Raw genomic sequence first — 19,099 nt, forward strand, 5'->3', positions numbered from 1 at the left:
TTCGCCAGCGGCTATGGTGGCCCGTGTCTGCTTGGCTTTGCAGGCTAGTGATCAAACTTCTTGATCGTTATGGCCGATAATTCAGCCTAAGCGTCTGCAGGAACGTGCTGTTACAATGCCGCCTCTGCGAATCTCCAGTCCTCATACAGATCAGGAGCACACGGTGCCCGTCGTTTTCGTCGCTGCTTCCAAGCTGCCAACCCCTTTTGCGCAATTCACCATGCATGGCTTTCTTGATGAGGCCACTGGCCGCGAGCACGTTGTGCTCAGCCTGGGTGACTTCGCTGATGGCTCTCCTGTACTCGGCCGGTTGCACTCCGAATGCCTGACCGGCGATGCTTTGTTCAGTCAGCGTTGTGACTGCGGCTCGCAACTCGAAGCCGCCCTGCAGGCGATTGCCCGCGAAGGCCGTGGCGTGTTGCTGTATTTGCGTCAGGAAGGCCGTGGCATTGGCTTGCTCAACAAGATCCGAGCCTATGAGTTGCAGGATGGCGGTGCCGACACCGTCGAGGCCAACGAGCGTCTGGGCTTTGCCGCTGACCAGCGCGACTACGCCATCTGCCTGCCGATGCTCGAGCATCTGGGTGTGAAATCCTTGCGCCTGATGACCAACAACCCGCGCAAGGTCAAAGCCATGACCGACATGGGCATCGTGGTCGCCGAGCGCGTGCCGCTGCACACCGGTCACAATCCGCACAACAAACTCTACCTGGCCACCAAGGCCAGCAAGCTCGACCATATGATGGGTAACGAGCACCAGGGCGAGGCTGATCGGGCGTGACCCGCGGTCAAGTACGGCGGCGATTGGCCGTCAACTGGTGGCAGTACCTTGCGTTGGCCTTGCTGCCGTTGTTCGTGATTAATGCTGTGTTCGGCCAGACTGAGGCGGTGTTGCCGGTTCTGGCCATGCCGTTCTTTATCGCGGGCATGGCGTCGATGTTCGTCAGCTTGCGTTTCTTTGGCGGCTACAAGCATGCTTTGATCGCCACCCAAAAAGCCCTCGATACAGCTGAAGAGCCTGCCGCCTGGGTTGCTTTGGCTGCCAAACGCCGTACAGCGTTTCTGGCCGCGGGGCTACCCGCCTGGATTGGCGCACTGGCGGTATTCGTTGGCCTCGAAGCGGTGCCGTTGTGTCTGCTGGCGCTGTCCACGGCGGTGCTGTTCTACCTCTACCGTATTCCACGTCAGCTCGGTTGATGCGCGGTTGGCTGGCGGTCCTGCTGCTGGCCGTCAGTGGCTCGGTGGCGGCCGTGGAGCGGGTGGTCAGCCTCGCGCCGTCTCTCTCTGAAATCGTCGTTGAGCTGGGTTCTGCCGATCTGCTGGTCGGCGTCCTCGATGCTGGAGAGCGTCCGCCTGAGCTGAAAGCCGTGCCCTCGGTCGGACACTATGGTCAGCTGGATATGGAGCGCCTGCTCAGCCTCAAGCCGGATTTGCTGTTGCTCTGGCCTGGTAGCGTCGGCCCGGCGCAGCGTGAACAACTCAAGCGACTGAACATCCCCACCTACGTTGCCGAACCCCACAGCCTCGAACAACTCACCACACAGATTGAAGCGATTGCCGAGCAGCTTGGCCGGCCACAGCGTGGCCGAAAACTGGCCGCAGACTTGCGCAAACAACTTGCGAACCTGCGCCTGCGCTATCAGCGGGATGAGCCTTTGCAGGTGTTCTATCAGGTCTGGGACCAGCCGCTGTACACCGTCGGCGGCGGGCAGATCATCAGTGATGCGTTAGAGGTCTGCGGTGCGCGCAATGTGTTTTTTGACCTGGAATTACCAGCACCGCAGGTCAATCTGGAATCGGTGTTGCAGCGTAATCCCGAGGTGATTCTGGCCGGCAGCCAGGCGCAGCTTGACGCTTGGAAAGCCTGGCCGCAGGTGAGGGCGGTGGCGCAGGGGCAATTGCTGCTGGTGACGGATAAAGGCCTGGAGCGGCCGAGCGGGCAAATGGTCAATGCCACGGCCAAGTTGTGTGAGTTGATAGCACCGGGTCAGTAATACCGAGGTGTATTCATCGCGAGCAAGCTCGCTCCTACAGGTTCTCGGTTGATCACAGCATTAATGTCTGACGCATGCCCTGTAGGAGCGAGCTTGCTCGCGATGACGTCAGCCCGGATACCGAAAATTTTCGGCTAGATCTCCGGCGTCCAGGTCACCCCAAACATCCATGCCCGACCTTCTTCCCGATAACCATAGTTATTCCCGTCAAAGCTGTAGAGCGCACGGCTGTAAGCCTTGTCCAGCAGGTTGTCGACTTTCAGTTCCAGCTTGATCTCGCGATTCAGCGCCCAACTGCTGCGCAAACCGAATAAGGCGTAACCGCCTAACGGGTCCCGGTTGTCTTCGTCATCGTAGCTGCTGCTCACCGTTTGCCAGCTGGCTCCAAGGCTGAGCCGATCGAATTGCCGATCCAGATCCAGGCTCAAGGTTCGGCGAGCACGGCGGCTCAGGGTGTGGCCGCTGTCGCGGTCGCGCGGGTCAATGATTGTCAGGCCGAGGTTGCTTTGCCAGCCGAACAGCTCTTGTTTGAGTGCCGCTTCGAAACCATTGATCCGTGCCGAGGCGACGTTTTCCGGGCGAGAGTTTTTGCCGAAAATAATCGCGTCTTCAAGGTTGGTGCGGTAGAGCGAGGTTTCCAGGCGGCTGGTCTCGCTCAACTGGCTGCGCCATTGCAGCTCGTAGCTTTTCGACGTCTCGGGTTTGAGGTTCGGGTTGCTGAAATCGGGGTAGTACAGGTCGTTGAAGGTCGGCGCGCGGAAGCCTTCGCTGTAGGTCAGCAGCACATCGTTGTTCGGATTCAGCGGGAGGGTGAAGGTGCCGCTCCAGCTGTTCTGACCGCCAAATTGCTGATTCTGATCGCGGCGCAGGCCCAGTTCGGTGGAGAAGCTTTCAGCCTGGAAGCGATGCTGGATAAACGCCGCACGGTTCCAGCGGCTGTTTTCTTCAAAGGCGGTGCTGCTGTTGATCCGGTCTTCGTACCAGTCGGCGCCGAGGATCAAACTGTTGCGGTCATCAAGGGTCAGGTCGTTCTGCCAGTTGACCGAATCGCGATAGGTGTTGAACACACTGCGCTCGTCACTCAGCTTGTCCAAGGTGGTCTCGCGGTTTTCACTGTGGCCCAGTTCCACTCGGGACTTCCACAATTCGTTGATGCGCGCGTCGACATAACTGCTGACGCTGCTGACGGTGAAATCGCTGTAAGGCTGCTGGCTGAAGGTCTGGAGGGTGCTCGCGTCGAAGCGTCCGAACGGGCTGTCGAATTCGCTTTTGCCACGGTTATCCAGCAGGTTCAGGCCAATTTCGATGTCATCGCTGAAGGAATGGCTAAGGCTCAAACTCAGGGATTTGTTGCGATAGTCGTCGTGATCTCCATCGCTGGGGAAGGACTCATGAGTGCGATTGATACCGGCGGTTTCATCGAGGCTGGCACCGAGGTTGAAACGGGTTTGTTCATCGCCGCCGGACAAGCCCAGGCTGCGCTCCCAGGTCTGGTTGCTGCCAAATCCCAGGTGCAGACGCGGCTGCAGGCCCTGTCCGGCGCCGCGCCGGGTGAAGATCTGAATCACCCCGCCAATCGCATCGCTGCCGTAAATCACCGAGCGCGAACCGCGCAGCACTTCCACACGCTCGATCTGAGCGATGTTCAGGTGTTGCAGGTTGCTGTCGCCGGAGGTCGAGCTGCCAATGCGCTGACCGTCCACCAGCACCAGACTCTGCGCCGACTTGGTGCCGCGGATGTAAATCCCCGGCAGGCTACCACGCCCGCCCGCTTGCGCGACCTGCACGCCCGGCACCCGACTGAGGAGGTCGATGACGCTGCTCGGTTGCAAACGGTCGATGTCCTCGCGGGTAAAGACAGTATTGGCGGCACTGCTGTCGTTGCGGGCTTCAACCTGGCGATTGGCGCTGATCAGCATGTCTGGCAGCTTCAGGGCTTGTTCGCGTTCGAAGGTGTCAGCCAAAAGCTGTCCGGCAGGCAAAAGGGACAATGTCAGGGCGAGGCGGGGGAGTTTCATGGGCAATCCATTGGCACGTTGTAGCGAACACACATTTGAAGGTTGCACAAAACCAATGTGGGAGCGGGCTTGCTCGCGAAGGCGGTAGTTCAGTCAATATCCAAGTCGACTGACAGTCCGTTTTCGCGAGCAAGCCCGCTCCCACAGGGTTGTACTAGACGTTGAGCAGTTGCAAGCGTTCGCGAACGGAAGCTTCGATCCCGGCTTCGTCCAGACCGCACTCGGCAAGCATTTGCGCAGGTTTTGCGTGCTCGACGTAAGCGTCCGGCAAGCCCAAATGCAGCATCGACTTGAGGATGTTTTCGCGGGCGAGAAACTCGCTGACTGCACCACCGGCGCCGCCCATGATCGCGTTTTCTTCGATGGTCACCAGCAACTGGTGGCTGCCAGCGATCTCGCGTACCAACGCTTCATCCAACGGTTTGACGAAGCGCATGTCGACGACGGTCGCATCGAGTTTGTCCGCGACTTTCAGCGCTTCGGCCAGTTGCACGCCGAACACCAGCAGAGCGACGTTAGTGCCCTGACGGCGAATCACGCCTTTGCCGATTTCAATCGGTTCGAGGTTTTTCTCGATGGGTGCATTCGGCCCGGTGCCGCGTGGGTAACGCACAGCGGCCGGGCCGTTGTAGAGGTGGCCGGTGCTGAGCATTTTGCGCAGTTCGTTCTCGTCGCTCGGGGTCATCACCAGCATGCCCGGGATGCAGCGCAGGAACGACAGGTCGAAACTGCCGGCGTGGGTCGGACCGTCTTCGCCCACCAGACCAGCACGGTCGATAGCAAACAGCACGTCGAGGTTCTGCACCGCTACATCGTGCACAAGCTGGTCGTAACCGCGTTGCAGGAAGGTCGAATAGATAGCCACCACTGGTTTGGCGCCTTCGCAGGCCATACCGGCAGCGAAGGTCACGGCGTGTTGTTCGGCAATCGCCACGTCGAAATAGCGCAGCGGGAAACGTTCGCTGAAGGCCACCAGGTCGGAGCCTTCCTTCATCGCCGGAGTGATCCCGACCAGGCGCGGATCGGCGGCGGCCATGTCACACAGCCACTCGCCGAACACGCTGGAATACTTCGGCCCGCTGGATTTTTTCGGCGCTGCGGCCGGAGCATCCAGGGGTTCGAGTTTGGTGATGGCGTGGTAGCCGATCGGGTCGACTTCCGCGGGAGCGAAACCTTTGCCTTTCTTGGTGACCACGTGCAGGAACTGCGGCCCCTTGAGGTCACGCATGTTGCGCAGGGTGGCGATCAGCGTGGGCAAGTCGTGGCCGTCGATCGGGCCGATGTAGTTCCAGCCCAGCTCTTCGAAGAGCGTGCCGGGGACCAACATGCCTTTTGCGTATTCTTCGGTACGACGGGCGATTTCCCAGGCGCCGGGCAGGCGCGACAGCACTTTTTTGCTGCCTTCACGCATGCTCGCGTAAGTGCGGCTGGAAAGGATCTTCGCCAGATAATTCGACAGGCCACCGACGTTGCGCGAGATCGACATGTCGTTGTCGTTGAGGATCACCAGCATGTTGGCGTTGACTTCCGGCGCATGGTTCAGCGCTTCGAAAGCCATGCCCGCGGTCAATGCGCCGTCACCGATTACCGCGATGGCCTTGCGCTCGCTGTTTTGCAGGCGGGCAGCAATCGCCATGCCCAGCGCGGCACTGATCGAGGTGCTGGAGTGGCCGACGCCAAAGGTGTCGTACTCGCTCTCGGAACGGCGCGGAAAGGCAGCGATGCCGTCCTTCTGGCGCAGGGTGCCCATGCGCTCGCGACGGCCGGTGAGTATCTTGTGCGGATAAGCCTGATGGCCCACGTCCCACACCAGACGGTCGTCCGGAGTGTCAAATACGTAGTGCAGCGCAATGGTCAGCTCGATAACGCCAAGGCCGGCACCGAAATGGCCGCCCGTTTGGCCGACCGAATAGAGCAGCTCCAGACGCAGCTCATTGGCCAGGGTTTCGAGCTCGGCTTCACCTAACCGGCGCAGGCCGGCCGGCGTGTCGGCACGGTCGAGCAGGGGCGTGGTCGGGCGCTTGCGGGGAATCTCATGAAACGTCGTGGGCATCAGGCGAATCGTTATAGGTATAGAAGAGGCGGCAGTTTACCTTATGGATCGCAAGCTGCCCACGCAGAGCTCGGAAGTTGACCGATATGCAGTCCAGAGTCGCAGCTGTTTTAGCTGCGACGCTCGACTATATAGCGTGCCAGGTCCCGCAACGGCTCGGCCGCCGCGTCAAACAGTCGCAGGGAGTGCAAGGCTTGATCGCGCAGTTCCAGGGCATAGGCTTTGGCCGCTTCCAGGCCGAGCAGGGCTGGGTAGGTCGGTTTGTCCCGGGCGATGTCGGCACCCTGGCGTTTGCCGAGGGTCGCGGTATCGCTTTCGACATCGAGGATGTCGTCCTGCACCTGAAACGCGAGGCCAATAGCCTGTGCATACGTCTGCAAGGATTTGAGTTCGGATTTCTCGGCGCGGCCACTGGCCAGGGCGCCCAGTTTGACGCTGGCTTCGATCAGCGCGCCGGTTTTGTGTCGGTGCATGTATTCCAGCGCCGCTTGATCAAGCTTGAGACCGACCGAACCGAGGTCGATGGCCTGACCGCCAACCATGCCCGCCGGGCCTGCTGCCAACGCCAGGGCGCTGACCATGCTCAAGCGGGTTTCGGCATCCTGAGTGCTCAGTCGCGGATCGAGCAAGGCACTGAACGCCAGGCTTTGCAGGCCATCACCGGCAAGAATCGCACAGGCTTCATCGAAAGCTTTGTGAGTAGTGGGCTGGCCGCGACGCAGATCGTCGTCGTCCATCGCCGGCAAATCGTCATGCACCAGCGAATACGCGTGAATCAATTCCACCGCACAGGCCGCGCCGTTGGCTTGCTCGGGGGCACCGCCAAGGGCTTCGCAGGCCGCGTAAGCGAGCAGCGGGCGCACGCGTTTGCCGCCGTTCATCACGCTGTAGCGCATGGCTTCATACAGGCGGGTCAGCTCAGGGCTGGGCGCACAGAACAGGGTTTCCAGTGCCGCGTTGACGCGGGCCTGACTGCTGGCCTGATAGGCGGCAATCATTCTGGCTGTTCCGCGTCGAAGGGTTCCTCGGCCAGCTCTCCGTCGCGCTCGAGCAGCACTTGAACCTTCTGCTCGGCCTGGGCCAGAGCAGCCTGGCAATCGCGGGTCAGGCCGATGCCTTGTTCGAAGGCTGTCAACGAGTCTTCCAGCGACAGCTCGCCGTTCTCCAGACGCTCGACCAGCGTTTGCAGGTCAGCGAGGGATTGTTCGAAATCTAAGGCAGCTTTTTTGCGGGCCATGGCGGCTATTCCGGTTGACGTTAAACCGGCGCGACACTAGCAGACATGGGGGGTTGGGGCAAATAAGCAGCGCCAGGAAGATGAGCCAAGTAAAGGGTTTATTCGGCTCATTAGGTGAGCCGGCTGTGCGAGCTATTCGCTCAACGTCCAGCTGGGCCGACGTGCTCAACGTTTTTTCACAAAGTCCAGGAAGGCTCCAAGTGCAGCGGGCATCTGCCGTTGGCTGGGGTAATAGAGGTAAAACCCGGGGAAGGCGGGTGTCCAGTCCTTAAGTAGATGAACCAGTCTACCGGCCGAGATGTGTTCCCGAACCTGATGTTCGAGCAAATAAGCGATGCCGGTGCCTTCAAGTGCGATGCGTGTCAGCATTTCCGGCTCGTTGACCACCAAGGGCGCGGTAATCTCCATGGCCCGCTGTTGCGCGGCAGCCTTGGGCGAGCGCGGCATCAGGGTCAATGTGCTGGTTCCCGGGCCCATCGACACCCAGTTCCGTAGCTTCATGTCGGATCAAGTACGCAAACAGTTCGAGGATAAGGCCGTGAGTCAGCGTGCGCTCAGGCGGATGGGCACGTCGGCTGAAGCGGCGGCAGTAGCATAGTTTCCGCTTTCGGATGATGCGTCTTATGTCACCGGGAGCCAGTATGCGGTGGATGGCGGGTTGACGATGCGGTGATGGGGGATTTTATTTCAGGCATTAAAAAGCCGGCTTGTGGTTAGCTTTTTATTAGTCTATGTTTTTGAAAAACAATGATTTAGGTACTTTTGAAAACGCTCTGATCCCCCATTTGATCCCCCACTTTTTTGTGGTTTTTGCACGGCAAATGACCGGCTTTTTTTGGGGTTCAGCCAACGTTTTTTTTCGTGAGGCTGAACACAAATTATGACACCCAACCAGCGGGTCCGTCAGCCGTTGCTATGCGCGGCAAGCCGGATCGCAAAATAGTGAGCGGATCTTCTGATCCGTACAAGTCAGACGAAACACCATTGACCCGTTATCATACTGACTATCCTCGCCCGGACTTCTGTGGTCGGGTTTTCATTTTTTACCGCACAATTTATCTGCGTCGAATGTAGGCCATAGTCCATGACGGATCAAAAAGGTGCCGAACAGGCCGCCAGCAGTCTCGCTGAACAGGCGCTCAATCAGGCCCGCACCCGTTATGCGCCGAGCGAGAGCGCTGACAATGGGGAACTTGAGCCACTGAAAAAAAAGTCCGGGCGCAAAGCCGTCGCTAACCCAACCAGCAGCACTCTGCAGGACCTGCAGAAAACTCTGTGGGCTACCACTGACAAGATGCGCGCCAACATGGACGCCGCCGAGTACACCCAACTCCGCGACACCCTACTACCACGCCTGATTTCCGGCCAACTGCGTCTGCGGGAAGCCGAGGAGATGGTCGAGGAGGTTTGTGCATGAGCAAGGAAACGACTCCCGCGCTGCCTGAGGCCTATGCAGACTGGCTTACTCAGCTCAAAGGCGACATCAGCCAGGCCCGGCAGCGGGCGGCGCTGGCCGTAAATGCCGAGTTAGTGCAGCTGTATCACCGCCTCGGCGGCGAGATTCAACAGCGTCAGGAAGCCCATGGGTGGGGGGGTAAGGTCATCGAGCGTCTGGCCCGCGACCTCAAGGATGCTTTTCCGGATATGAAGGGCTGGTCAGCCAGCAACCTCAAGTACATGCGCTTCTTCGCTCAGCATTGCCCGGATCGCCAATTTGGTCAGCAGGCTGCTGACCAATTGCCCTGGTTCCACGTGGTGACCCTGCTGACCAAGCTGGACAGCCCTGCTGAGCGCGAGTGGTATGCGCAACACACCGTCCTACATGGCTGGTCACGCAGTACGCTGGAGCAGAACATCAAGAACCGCTTGCAGCAGCGCCAGGGCTCAGCGGTCACCAACTTTGTCACCCGTCTGCCGGCTGCTGAATCGGCCTTGGCCCAAGAAACCCTGAAGGATCCCTACCTGTTCGATTTTCTTGGTCTGGGCGACGATGCCCACGAGCGCGATATCGAAGATGGATTGATCCGCCATATCACCCGATTTTTGCTGGAATTAGGGGCGGGTTTTGCCTTCGTCGGTCGACAGTTTCGCCTTGACGTAGGCGGTGATGAGTTCTTTATCGACCTGCTGTTCTATCACACCCGGCTCAAGTGTTACGTGGTTGTGGAGCTCAAGGCTACGGCCTTCAAACCCGAACACGCCGGCCAGTTGAATTTTTACCTGGCTGCTGTGGATGCACAAATCAAGGCTGAGGACGACAAACCCACGATCGGTCTGCTGCTGTGCAAACAGCAAAACCGCCTGGTGGCCGAGTACGCGTTGTCGGGTATCGACAAACCCATCGGCGTCGCCGAATATCAACTATTGCGCGATTTGCCCGAAAATCTGGGAAGAAATCTGCCGAGCATTGCCGAGATTGAGGCGGAGCTGGCCGATGAGCTGAACACAGGAAGTGAAGTGGAATGATCGAAGACCAATTGGAACAGGAAACCCTCGGCTGGTTGGCAGAAGAGGGCTACCCTACCTGTCGGCGGGGGGGTAGATAAACCTCTCGCTTATAACCTCATGCATTGAATGCAATGACATTGAGCGATCTTTGATTTCCTTCATCTTTTTTCTAACTCTCGGCGCAAGGTGATGGGCAAAGGTGCGGTAATGGGGGGGCGAAGGCGCTGCCTGCCCCCCGGTCACTGGGCAGTAAGAGTCTTACTTCAGGCGGCTAGCTCAGCGATATCTCTGCCAATTGTCTTGACAATGCTGAGGCGCTTCCACCCTCACAGCGTTAAGGCCTCCGTAGTCTCGGCATGCTGGACTCCTATCCAATGATATCCAGTACACTTGCCCCATCCCTAGCCTGCCAGCGGAGCAGGCTACCCGAACAGCTGCTCAAGATTTTTTCGAGTAAAAATGACCCTGATTAAATTAAAAGACCTTGAAGCCCACCTATGGCACGCCGCGCACATCATCACCGGCCCCATCGACGCCTCCGACTACAAAACCTACATATTCCCGATCCTGTTCTTCAAACGGATCAGCGATGTATATGACGAGGAGTTTGAAGAGGTGCTGGCCAAGGTCGGAAGCGCGGAGCTGGCGCGCGAGAAAATCTTCCATCGCATCGAGGTTCCTGTTGGCAGCCACTGGGATGACGTGTTCGCCAAGTCCCACGATATCGGCAAGGCACTCAAGGATGCTTTTCTAGGCATAGAGCAAGCCAACACCCAGTTGCATGGCATCTTCGGCGATGCCAGTTGGACCAATAAAGAGCGCTTGCCGGATGAGCTGCTGGCCACGTTGCTCAACCACTTCAACAAAGTCGATCTCGGGGTTGCCAGCGTTCGTAACGACGATATGGGGCGCGCCTACGAATACCTGATCAAGCGTTTTGCCGACAAAGCCAACAAGAAAGCCGGCGAGTTCTACACCCCGCGCACCATTGTGCGGCTGATGGTCAACATTCTTGACCCCAAAGCGGGTGAAAGCGTTTATGACCCGGCTTGTGGCACGGGCGGCATGTTGCTGGAGACGATTCATCACGTTCGAGAAAACGCGGGTGATCCCCGGCTGCTGAAGCTCAAAGGTCAGGAAAAGAATCTGACCACTGAAGCCATTGCCCGTATGAACCTGTTTCTCCATGGACAGGAAGACTTTGAGATTGTTCGCGGCGATACCCTGCGTGAGCCCAAGTTTCTGATCTATGACCGGCTCGAAACCTTTGATTGCGTGATCGCCAATCCACCCTTCAGCCTCAGCGAGTGGGGACATGAAAAGTGGGCGGCGGACGCCTACAGTCGCAACAGTCACGGCCTGGCCCCGAAAACCAACGGTGACTTTGCTTGGGTACAGCACATGTTCGCCTCCCTCAATACCGATGGGCGTATGGCGGTTGTGCTGCCCCATGGCGTGCTGTTCCGTGGTGCGGCAGAGGGCCGAATCCGCATCAGCCTGCTCCAAGAAAACCGCATCGAAGCCATTATCGGCGTAGCGCCCAACCTGTTTTACGGCACCGCTATCCCTGCTTGCATCCTGTTGCTGCGCAAGCAGCGCCCTGATGAGCATCGTGACCATGTACTTATCATCAATGCCGAGGAGATTTTCACCAAAGGCCGCGCGCAAAACACCCTGAGCAATGCCCAGGCGGATCAGATTTACCAGATCTACCTAGAGCAGTATCAGCAAGGCCCCTCTGCCATAGCATTGGAAGGCGTAGCGCGCTGGGTGCCGCTGGGTGAAATTGCCGAAAACGACTTCAACCTGAACATTGCTCGCTATGTGAAAAAGCCACTGGAAGAAGAAACCATCACCGTCGAAGAGGCGCTGAAAGACTTTCAGCAGAAACTGGCCGCACTGGAGCAGGCCGAGCAGGAGCTGGAAGAACTGCTGATCAAGGAAGGGTTTGAGCTATGAGCACGGATAGCGCTGACAGCAACACCTTGCAGTTCATCAAGCAACACGCCGAGTCGCAGTACGAGCAGTTTCACCAGAAGCGCCAACATGAAGATGCCGCCGGCGCAGACAAACGCCTCGCCGACCTGAGCCAGCTTGCTCATCAGCTATCAGACAAGACTCGTAAGAATGATTGAGTACCAGAAAAACCAAGCCTCCCAACTTGGCAAAAAGAAACTCGAAGACCTCCTTTGGGGAGCGGCCGAGTTTCTTCGCGGGCAGATCGACGCCTCCGACTACAAGCAGTACATCTTCCCGCTACTGTTCTATAAACGCCTATCCGACGTTTACCTGGAAGAGTATGTCGAGGCCATGGAGGTCAATGAGGGCGATGCCGACTATGCCGTCATGCCCATGTTTCACCGCTTCCATATTCCCCAGGAGGCGCGCTGGGAAAAGGTACGCCATACAAGCAAGAACATCGGTGAAGCCATCCAGAATGCCCTGCGCCTGATCGAGACCCACAACGAACGCCTGCACGGCGTATTCGGCGATGCTCAGTGGACCAACAAAGAACGCCTGCCCGACCACCTGCTGGCCGACCTGATTCAGCACTTCAGCAAGATCCCCCTGGGCATCAAGTCGGTGGCCCAGGACGACCTGGGCGAAGCTTACGAATACCTGATCAAGAAGTTCGCCGACGACTCTGGCCACACCGCCGCCGAGTTCTACACCAATCGCACCGTGGTGCACCTGATGACCCGCATCATGGGTCTCAAACCCGGTGAAACCGCCTATGACCCCACCTGCGGCACCGGCGGCATGCTGCTCAATGCGGTGATGGACCTGCGGGACGAAGGTAAAGAATGGCGCAGCGTTAAACTCTATGGCCAGGAAGTGAATCTGCTCACCTCTGCCATCGCCCGTATGAACATGTTCCTGCACGAGATCGAAGAGTTCGAAGTGTTGCGCGGCGACACCCTTGCCGAGCCCAAATTTATCGAGGGCGACCAGCTCAAGCAGTTCGACGTGATTTTCGCCAATCCGCCGTACTCCATCAAAAAATGGAACCGCGGCAAGTTCGCTGCCGACCCCTATGGCCGTAACTTCTACGGCGTGCCACCGCAGGGCTGCGCCGACTATGGTTTTTACACCCATATCATCAAAAGCCTGAAGCCCGACATCGGCCGCGCCGCCATGCTCTGGCCCCATGGCGTGCTGTTCCGCGACTCGGAGCAAGCCATTCGCAAACAGGTCATCGAGTCAGACATTATCGAAGCAGTGATAGGCCTGGGCCCCAACCTGTTCTACAACTCGCCGATGGAATCCTGCGTGTTGGTGCTCAACTGCAACAAACCTACTGAGCGCAAAGGCAAGATCCTGTTTATCAATGGCATCGAGCATGTCTCCCGCGAGCGCGCCCATAGCCGACTTTCGGATGACGATCTGGCTGTGCTGATTGAAGCCTACTGTACACCGGACAAGCAGCTGGCCATTACCGCGTTAGTGGATATAGAAGCGATTCGCGAGAATCAGTACAATCTATCGATCCCACTCTATGTTCAGACGATCAGTGACGAGGAATCGCATGATGTTGAACATGCCATTGAGATCTGGAAAATCAGCAGGGTTCAGTTAAAAAAGCAAGCCGATAAGTTGTTTAAAAACCTCGCAAAGCTTGGTGGGGTAAAGAGTTAATGGATAAGTCACTAGTAATGAAATTTGGTGATATCTGTCGCGAGATAAAAATAACAACTAAAGATCCGATTGCGGATGGATATGAGCGCTATATTGGACTAGAGCACTTAGATTCTGAGTCGCTCAAGATCAGGCGATGGGGTGTTATTTCCGAAGATAATCCTGGGTTTAGTCGCGTGTTTAAGAAGGGGAATATTCTCTTTGGAAAGCGTCGATCCTATTTAAAAAAGGCAGCGATTGCAGAGTTCGACGGGATCTGCTCAGGCGATATTATTGTGATGGAGCCTTGTGGGGATTATATGCCACACGGGCTGATTCCGTTCATTGCTCAATCGAACAAGTTCTGGGAATGGGCTATAAAAACCTCGTCCGGATCACTTTCGCCGCGCACAAAATTTAAAAGCTTGGCCGAATTCGAAATTCCCAAGGGCGATCAAAGTTATTATGATTCAAGGCTAGCAGTGCTTCAGGCTTGTCAGGCCCTATTAGAAAAAAAGCATGACGTGGAGTTGTTTTTTAGGCGGTACGTGAAAGTTGTGATTGAGCGTCGTTTATCTGAGATGGATGGAGATGATTTTTCATTTCAAGAACTCCTTGATTCAGGAGATATTGTTGACATCCAAGATGGAAATCATGGCGCCGACCACCCCAAAGCTAGTGAATATGTCGAAAGCGGTGTTCCTTTCGTCATGGCAAGCGACTTAAACAGCGGATCTGTAGACCTGAATAGATGCAAGAAACTCCCTAAGTCCCGAACGGACTCTCTTCGGATTGGATTTTCAGAGCCAGGAGATATTTTACTTTCACACAAAGGTACAGTAGGTCTTGTGGCCGTAACGCCTGAAGTAGACGGCTATGTAATGCTTACCCCTCAGGTGACTTACTATCGTGTTGCAGTAGATGGTCGCCTCAGGGCAAGGTATTTGGAAATACTTTTTAGAAGCGAAGGGTTTCAAAAAATGCTGACATCCTTAGCGGCTCAGTCCACTAGAGATTATGTTGGTATAACGGCTCAGAAAAAAATACGGATTTTTGTAGCTGCGGAAGAAAAACAGGATGAGTTGATTTGTTTGTGGGATCAATTGCAATTTTTTGGATGTAGGCTAGCAGAAAACAAAAAAATCACCAAAAAATTATATGAAAGCTTCATGAATGGATAATTGGCATGTTTAACGAACAAACCGTTACCGAAAATGGAATTATCGACCGTTTAAAAAATTTAAGCGGGGTAAGGTGGACTTACTGCCACGGTGAGAGCCTGCCAAAGAAGGCGCAGGATATCTTTGTCGATGAGTGGCTAAAAGACGCGTTATGTTCGTTAAACCCAGCTATCGAAAAAAAGCCGGATTATGCCGATGAGGTGATCCACAAGCTGCGCGGTGTGCTGTTGGAGGCGCCGCACAGTGGGCTGGTCCGGGCCAACGAAAATTTCCAGGCGTGGCTGCAGGCTGAAAAAACCCTGGCCTTTGGCGAGAACGGTGAGCACGTCACCATCAATCTGATCGACTTCGACAACCTCGACAACAACCACTTTGTGGTGGCCCAGCAGGTGCACTATGTAGCGGCTGGCGAGGTGTTCTTCGATATTGTGCTGTATGTAAACGGCATCCCGCTGGTGGTAGGTGAAGTGAAAAGCGCCACTCGCCCCAGCGTCAGTTGGCAGGACGGTGCCGCTGACTTTATGGGCGGCAAAAAGCACTATTGGCAGCATGCAAAAGCCTTTTTCGTACCCAACCTGCTGTGCTTCGCCAGTGAGGGTAAAACCTTTGCCTACGGAGCGATCAATGCCCGGGTCAAGGATTGGGGCCCCTGGCACCACACTGATCAGCGTGAGGATATTCCCGCCACCCTGGCCTCCGTGCTGGCGAGCACCGAAGGGCTACTGAACCCGCAAACCCTGCTGCAACTGCTGGCCTCCTTTGCGCTGTTCTCTACCCATAAAACCGGTAAAGACACACCGCCCAAACGAATCAAATTGCTGCCGCGTTACCCGCAGTTCGAGACGGCCAAGCAGATTGTTGAGCGGGTCAAACAGGGTTACCCGAAAAAAGGCCTGATCTGGCACTTCCAAGGTTCGGGCAAGTCGCTGCTGATGCTTTATGCTGCCAAGATGCTGCGGGCCGACAACGAGCTGAAAAACCCCACCGTGCTGATCGTGGTCGATCGCCGCGACCTGGACAGCCAGATTAGCGAGACCTTCGGCGGCGCCGATGTGAAAAACCTGATCAAGGTGCAGAGTTGTAAAAAGCTCGGTGAACATATCGAGCAGGACAGCCGCGGCATCCTCATCACCACCATTTTCAAGTTCAAAGATGTTGAGATCGATGAGCACAACCTGGCGGGCCTAAACAGTCGCGACAACATCATCGTGCTGGTGGATGAAGCCCACCGCACCCAGGAAGGCGGCTTGGGCGAGAAGATGCGCTGGGCGCTGCCCAATGCCCACTTCTACGGCCTGACCGGCACCCCGATCTCCGGTATCGAACGCAATACCTTCAAGCTGTTTGGCGCTGATGAAGATCCCGGCCGCTATATGAACCGCTACAGCTACAAACAGTCGATCCGCGACGGAGCCACTAACCCGGTTAAGTTCGAGCCCCGTTTAGCCGAATTGCGGGTCGACCGTGAGGCGATCAACGAAGAGTTCGAGCAACTGGTCAAAGACAACAACCTGGACGAGGACGAAAAGGCCGCCCTGTCCAAACGCGCCGGCAAGCTGGCCGTGATGCTCAAGGCACCGAAGCGCATGGAGGCCATCAGTGCCGACATTGCCGAACACTTCACCAGCCATGTGCAGCCGAAAAAGATGAAGGCCATGGTGGTGGTCTATGACCGCGATGCCTGCGTGCAGATGTATTACCTACTTGGTCACATGCTGGGTTTCGACGCACTGGAGGTGGTCATGAACCTCGACCAGGCTCCGGTGAAGGATGAGAGCGGCAAGCTCAACAAGGACTGGAACAGGTGGAAGGAAGAGCTCGATCTACCGATCCAGCAAGCCGACTTTGAGCGCTGGCAGAAATTCGATGGTGAAGAGCAGGCGCAGAAAAACCTGCTGGAAACCTACAAAGACCCGAAACAACCCCTGCAACTGCTGATCGTGACCGCCAAGCTGCTGACCGGTTTCGATGCGCCGATTTGCTACTGCATGTACCTGGATAAACCGCTGCGCGACCACACCTTGCTGCAGGCCATGTGCCGCACCAACCGCCTGTATGAGGCGGACGGGGTGGTCAAGCGTATGGGCCTGATCATCGATTATCTGGGCGTATTCGAAAACCTGCGCACGGCGCTGGCCTATAACCCCGAAGAGATCGACGGGATTGTTGAAGGCATCGAGAAATTCAAGGAGTTGCTGCCAGAGCAGTTGAAGCTGTGTCTGGCCTTCTTCCCGAATGTGGACCGCACCCTGGCAGGCTTCGACGGCATCTTGGCCGCACAGGAATGCTTGCCGGACAATAAAAACCGCGATGAGTTTGCCGCAGCCTTTGGCGTGCTGGCCAAACTCTGGTCGGCCATCAACCCCGACCCTTTCCTCACGCCCTACCGCCAGGATTACAAATGGCTGGCGCAAATCTATGAATCAGTACGCCCGGTTGGTCAAACGGGGGCGCTGGTCTGGGCCGCGTTAGGGCCCGAGACCATCAAGATGATTCACGAGCACACCGATATCAGTCGTATACGCGATGACATCGACGAGCTGATCATGGATGAACATGCGATTTTCACCCTAACCGAGAAAGAACAGGAAAAACGTGCCCGCCGGCTGGAAATAGACCTGATGGGACGTCTGCGCGGCCATGGCAAGGCTGTATTCGTCGAGCTGGGCGAGCGCCTGGAGAAACTGCGCCGAGAATACGAAGCCGGCGTAATCAAGGCCATCGATTGGCTCAAGGGCCTACTGGATGCCGCCAAAGATACGGTGCAGGCCGAGCGTGAAACCGGCGACCCGGTGGTAACGGAGGCAGACAAGAAGCAGGCGCTGACCAAACTCTTCCTGGAAACCCGCCCGGAAACCACGCCGAAGCTGATTGGTGATGTGGTCGAGCAGATCGACAAAATTGTCAATGCTACTCGCTTTGAGGGCTGGCAAAACTCCAACAGTGGCCCACGCGAAATCCAGAAAGCACTGATGCTGACCCTGGCGCAGTTTGGCCTAAGCAAAGACAAAGAGCTGTTTGAGAAGGCATACGCCTATATTGAAGAGCATTACTAAGTCGATGACGTACCGCCGTTCGATGAAGGTGACATCGGCATGCAATTCCATGGCAACAGGATTTCGTAACTTTCAACTGAAGTTGCCAGGCAGTAACCGTCCGGGCAACACACCTTCCTGATGCCATCGCTTAAGGCGATGGTGTCCACCTAAATTTTTAAGTGGACAACATCGCCCTTATCGTTGGGATCGGGTAGGTGACTTCGCCGGACGCTTAGTGCGCCAGTTAAAGCTGGCGGAGGATAGTCGATGAAAGTTCGATACTGGTAAGAAATGGCGAATCAACCAGACCCCGAGTCATGCATGTTGCACCGTGAGGTGCAGGGTGAAGCGTTGACAGGGGAAACCGATGGGCCAGCCATTGAGCCGCGTAATCAGGAATTCGGGATGCCGATGCTGTTAAGCGAAGCAGAAGGCAATACGGAGCATGGCGTTATACGCCAGTCATGCTCTGATCCCGCGCGGTCGGAGACCCTGTGCACGTCGGGAAGTACTTCGCACAGAAACTGGGAGATCTCAGCGGTGCCCGGTGCGCAAGCACCGGGCGGAGCAGGAAAGGCCAAAAGCCGTAACCCTGCTGCCCACGCCGCTGAGAAGTCGGATACGTCCGTAGTACCTGAGAAGCCATCGAACAAAGGGCCTGGCCCTGCGGAGATAGTGGAGGAAAGGGACGTAGCCAAGGGAAACACCGACAGGCCCCCCGCGCCCCGGACGCTGAGCCGGATCAGTTGCGCGTCGATGGGACTTGAAGGTGTACGTGAAGCAGCCCGAAGGAACAAGGGCATGCAGTTCACGGCATTGCTGCACCACATCACACCGCAGTTATTGGCGCAGAGCTTCTATGCACTTCGCCGCGATGCAGCAGTGGGAGTGGACGGCATGTCGTGGCGAGAATATGAGGAAGGTCTTCTCCAGCGGGTGACCGATTTGCACGGAAGGCTCCACAGTGGAGCCTATCGGGCAACGCCGTCGCGGCGGGTCTATATCCCCAAAGCCGACGGCAGGCAGCGTCCGCTGGGCATCGCCTCTCTGGAGGATAAGATCGTACAGCAGGCGGTCGTTACCGTTCTGAATGCGATCTATGAAGAGGACTTTCTGGGATTCTCGTACGGGTTTCGACCGGGACGCAGCCAGCATGATGCGCTGGATGCGTTGACGGTCGCGCTGAAGGGCCAGAAGGTGAACTGGATATTGGATGCGGATATCACGTCGTTCTTTGATGAGATCGACCATGAATGGATGCTGATGTTTCTGGGACACCGGATTGCAGACCGGCGCCTGCTCGGGCTTATCTGCAAATGGCTTCAAGCGGGTGTTATGGAGGATGGCCGTAGGGTGGCTGCGACCAAGGGGACTCCCCAAGGCGCAGTGATAGCGCCGGCAACAATAGAGCAAACTACTCTCGGATAAAATGGGGGCTGCGCATCGCCAGGGAGAGTTTTGCTCCGAGGTATGCGGGATGCCCCGACGTCGAGATTGTTCTCGTCATTGAGGTCA

General features: G+C 56.8%; 17 protein-coding genes. 12 read left to right on the plus strand and 5 right to left on the minus strand.

The window, feature by feature from the left end:
* Positions 1-163 precede the first annotated feature (163 nt).
* Genes ribA through ACZYSM_RS19950 form a run of 3 tightly spaced genes read left to right on the plus strand, consistent with a single transcriptional unit; the run spans position 164 to position 1,994 of the window.
* On the plus strand, positions 164-781 hold the full coding sequence (gene ribA, locus ACZYSM_RS19940; protein WP_489073755.1) for a GTP cyclohydrolase II: 618 nt from the start codon (positions 164-166) through the stop codon (positions 779-781).
* A complete protein-coding gene (locus tag ACZYSM_RS19945) occupies positions 778-1,197 on the plus strand; it encodes an MFS transporter (protein WP_489073757.1) in 420 nt (139 codons plus the stop codon). Before ribA ends, ACZYSM_RS19945 begins: the two co-directional genes overlap by 4 nt.
* A complete protein-coding gene (locus tag ACZYSM_RS19950) occupies positions 1,197-1,994 on the plus strand; it encodes a cobalamin-binding protein (protein WP_489073759.1) in 798 nt (265 codons plus the stop codon). The genes ACZYSM_RS19945 and ACZYSM_RS19950 overlap by 1 nt, the downstream gene beginning before the upstream one ends.
* Before the next feature lie 134 nt (positions 1,995-2,128).
* Here the strand turns inward: ACZYSM_RS19950 and ACZYSM_RS19955 are convergent, their stop codons facing one another.
* The 5 genes from ACZYSM_RS19955 to ACZYSM_RS19975 form a co-directional block, all read right to left on the minus strand.
* Entirely contained in the window at positions 2,129-4,012 is a 1,884-nt protein-coding gene (locus tag ACZYSM_RS19955; protein WP_489073761.1) for a TonB-dependent receptor domain-containing protein, read from the minus strand.
* 154 nt (positions 4,013-4,166) lie between these two features.
* On the minus strand, positions 4,167-6,065 hold the full coding sequence (gene dxs / locus ACZYSM_RS19960) for a 1-deoxy-D-xylulose-5-phosphate synthase (protein WP_489073763.1): 1,899 nt from the start codon (positions 6,063-6,065) through the stop codon (positions 4,167-4,169).
* A 110-nt stretch (positions 6,066-6,175) separates the two neighbouring features.
* Positions 6,176-7,063, minus strand: a complete 888-nt coding sequence (ispA, locus tag ACZYSM_RS19965) for a (2E,6E)-farnesyl diphosphate synthase (protein ID WP_489073765.1) — start codon at positions 7,061-7,063, stop codon at positions 6,176-6,178.
* Entirely contained in the window at positions 7,060-7,302 is a 243-nt protein-coding gene (locus tag ACZYSM_RS19970) for an exodeoxyribonuclease VII small subunit (RefSeq protein ID WP_003228627.1), read from the minus strand. Before ACZYSM_RS19970 ends, ispA begins: the two co-directional genes overlap by 4 nt.
* Before the next feature lie 165 nt (positions 7,303-7,467).
* Positions 7,468-7,803: a LysR substrate-binding domain-containing protein gene (locus tag ACZYSM_RS19975; RefSeq protein WP_489073768.1), complete on the minus strand. Its 336-nt coding sequence runs from the start codon at positions 7,801-7,803 to the stop codon at positions 7,468-7,470.
* Between ACZYSM_RS19975 and ACZYSM_RS19980 the strand changes: the two genes are divergently transcribed.
* The 9 genes from ACZYSM_RS19980 (at position 7,733) to ACZYSM_RS20020 (ending at position 19,012) form a co-directional block, all read left to right on the plus strand.
* Positions 7,733-7,900, plus strand: coding sequence for an SDR family oxidoreductase (locus ACZYSM_RS19980; RefSeq protein ID WP_489073770.1), 168 nt, complete (start codon positions 7,733-7,735; stop codon positions 7,898-7,900). The genes ACZYSM_RS19975 and ACZYSM_RS19980 overlap by 71 nt on opposite strands.
* A gap of 486 nt (positions 7,901-8,386) precedes the next feature.
* Positions 8,387-8,719 carry a hypothetical protein gene (locus ACZYSM_RS19985; RefSeq protein WP_489073772.1) on the plus strand — a complete coding sequence of 111 codons (333 nt, stop codon included), beginning with the start codon at positions 8,387-8,389 and terminating at the stop codon, positions 8,717-8,719.
* A complete protein-coding gene (locus ACZYSM_RS19990; protein ID WP_489073774.1) occupies positions 8,716-9,768 on the plus strand; it encodes a PDDEXK nuclease domain-containing protein in 1,053 nt (350 codons plus the stop codon). The genes ACZYSM_RS19985 and ACZYSM_RS19990 overlap by 4 nt, the downstream gene beginning before the upstream one ends.
* Positions 9,769-10,209: 441 nt before the next feature.
* A complete protein-coding gene (locus ACZYSM_RS19995) occupies positions 10,210-11,709 on the plus strand; it encodes a type I restriction-modification system subunit M (protein WP_489073776.1) in 1,500 nt (499 codons plus the stop codon).
* A complete protein-coding gene (locus ACZYSM_RS20000; RefSeq protein WP_489073778.1) occupies positions 11,706-11,885 on the plus strand; it encodes a hypothetical protein in 180 nt (59 codons plus the stop codon). Before ACZYSM_RS19995 ends, ACZYSM_RS20000 begins: the two co-directional genes overlap by 4 nt.
* The gene (locus tag ACZYSM_RS20005; protein WP_489073780.1) at positions 11,878-13,386 is read left to right on the plus strand and encodes a type I restriction-modification system subunit M; all 1,509 of its coding nucleotides are present in this window, start codon (positions 11,878-11,880) and stop codon (positions 13,384-13,386) included. The genes ACZYSM_RS20000 and ACZYSM_RS20005 overlap by 8 nt, the downstream gene beginning before the upstream one ends.
* Positions 13,386-14,546 (plus strand): restriction endonuclease subunit S domain-containing protein, encoded by a 1,161-nt coding sequence (locus ACZYSM_RS20010; protein WP_489073782.1) that lies wholly within the window; start codon positions 13,386-13,388, stop codon positions 14,544-14,546. Before ACZYSM_RS20005 ends, ACZYSM_RS20010 begins: the two co-directional genes overlap by 1 nt.
* Positions 14,547-14,551: 5 nt before the next feature.
* On the plus strand, positions 14,552-17,602 hold the full coding sequence (locus ACZYSM_RS20015) for a type I restriction endonuclease subunit R (RefSeq protein ID WP_489073784.1): 3,051 nt from the start codon (positions 14,552-14,554) through the stop codon (positions 17,600-17,602).
* Positions 17,603-18,385: 783 nt separating this feature from the next.
* Positions 18,386-19,012 carry a reverse transcriptase domain-containing protein gene (locus ACZYSM_RS20020; protein WP_489073786.1) on the plus strand — a complete coding sequence of 209 codons (627 nt, stop codon included), beginning with the start codon at positions 18,386-18,388 and terminating at the stop codon, positions 19,010-19,012.
* The last annotated feature ends 87 nt before the right edge of the window (positions 19,013-19,099 follow it).

It is taken from the genome of Pseudomonas sp. F220 (assembly GCF_057813935.1).

What these genes read in the sequence shown, in the direction of transcription:
- ispA (WP_489073765.1), bottom strand. Translation starts at nt 7,063, where the DNA reads ATGATTGCCGCCTATCAGGCCAGCAGTCAGGCCCGCGTCAACGCGGCA.
- ACZYSM_RS19990 (WP_489073774.1), top strand. Translation starts at nt 8,716, where the DNA reads ATGAGCAAGGAAACGACTCCCGCGCTGCCTGAGGCCTATGCAGACTGG.
- ACZYSM_RS19950 (WP_489073759.1), top strand. Translation starts at nt 1,197, where the DNA reads ATGCGCGGTTGGCTGGCGGTCCTGCTGCTGGCCGTCAGTGGCTCGGTG.
- ACZYSM_RS19975 (WP_489073768.1), bottom strand. Translation starts at nt 7,803, where the DNA reads ATGAAGCTACGGAACTGGGTGTCGATGGGCCCGGGAACCAGCACATTG.
- ACZYSM_RS19995 (WP_489073776.1), top strand. Translation starts at nt 10,210, where the DNA reads ATGACCCTGATTAAATTAAAAGACCTTGAAGCCCACCTATGGCACGCC.
- ACZYSM_RS20010 (WP_489073782.1), top strand. Translation starts at nt 13,386, where the DNA reads ATGGATAAGTCACTAGTAATGAAATTTGGTGATATCTGTCGCGAGATA.
- ACZYSM_RS20005 (WP_489073780.1), top strand. Translation starts at nt 11,878, where the DNA reads ATGATTGAGTACCAGAAAAACCAAGCCTCCCAACTTGGCAAAAAGAAA.
- ACZYSM_RS20020 (WP_489073786.1), top strand. Translation starts at nt 18,386, where the DNA reads ATGCAGTTCACGGCATTGCTGCACCACATCACACCGCAGTTATTGGCG.
- ACZYSM_RS19970 (WP_003228627.1), bottom strand. Translation starts at nt 7,302, where the DNA reads ATGGCCCGCAAAAAAGCTGCCTTAGATTTCGAACAATCCCTCGCTGAC.
- dxs (WP_489073763.1), bottom strand. Translation starts at nt 6,065, where the DNA reads ATGCCCACGACGTTTCATGAGATTCCCCGCAAGCGCCCGACCACGCCC.
- ACZYSM_RS19985 (WP_489073772.1), top strand. Translation starts at nt 8,387, where the DNA reads ATGACGGATCAAAAAGGTGCCGAACAGGCCGCCAGCAGTCTCGCTGAA.
- ACZYSM_RS20000 (WP_489073778.1), top strand. Translation starts at nt 11,706, where the DNA reads ATGAGCACGGATAGCGCTGACAGCAACACCTTGCAGTTCATCAAGCAA.
- ACZYSM_RS20015 (WP_489073784.1), top strand. Translation starts at nt 14,552, where the DNA reads ATGTTTAACGAACAAACCGTTACCGAAAATGGAATTATCGACCGTTTA.
- ACZYSM_RS19955 (WP_489073761.1), bottom strand. Translation starts at nt 4,012, where the DNA reads ATGAAACTCCCCCGCCTCGCCCTGACATTGTCCCTTTTGCCTGCCGGA.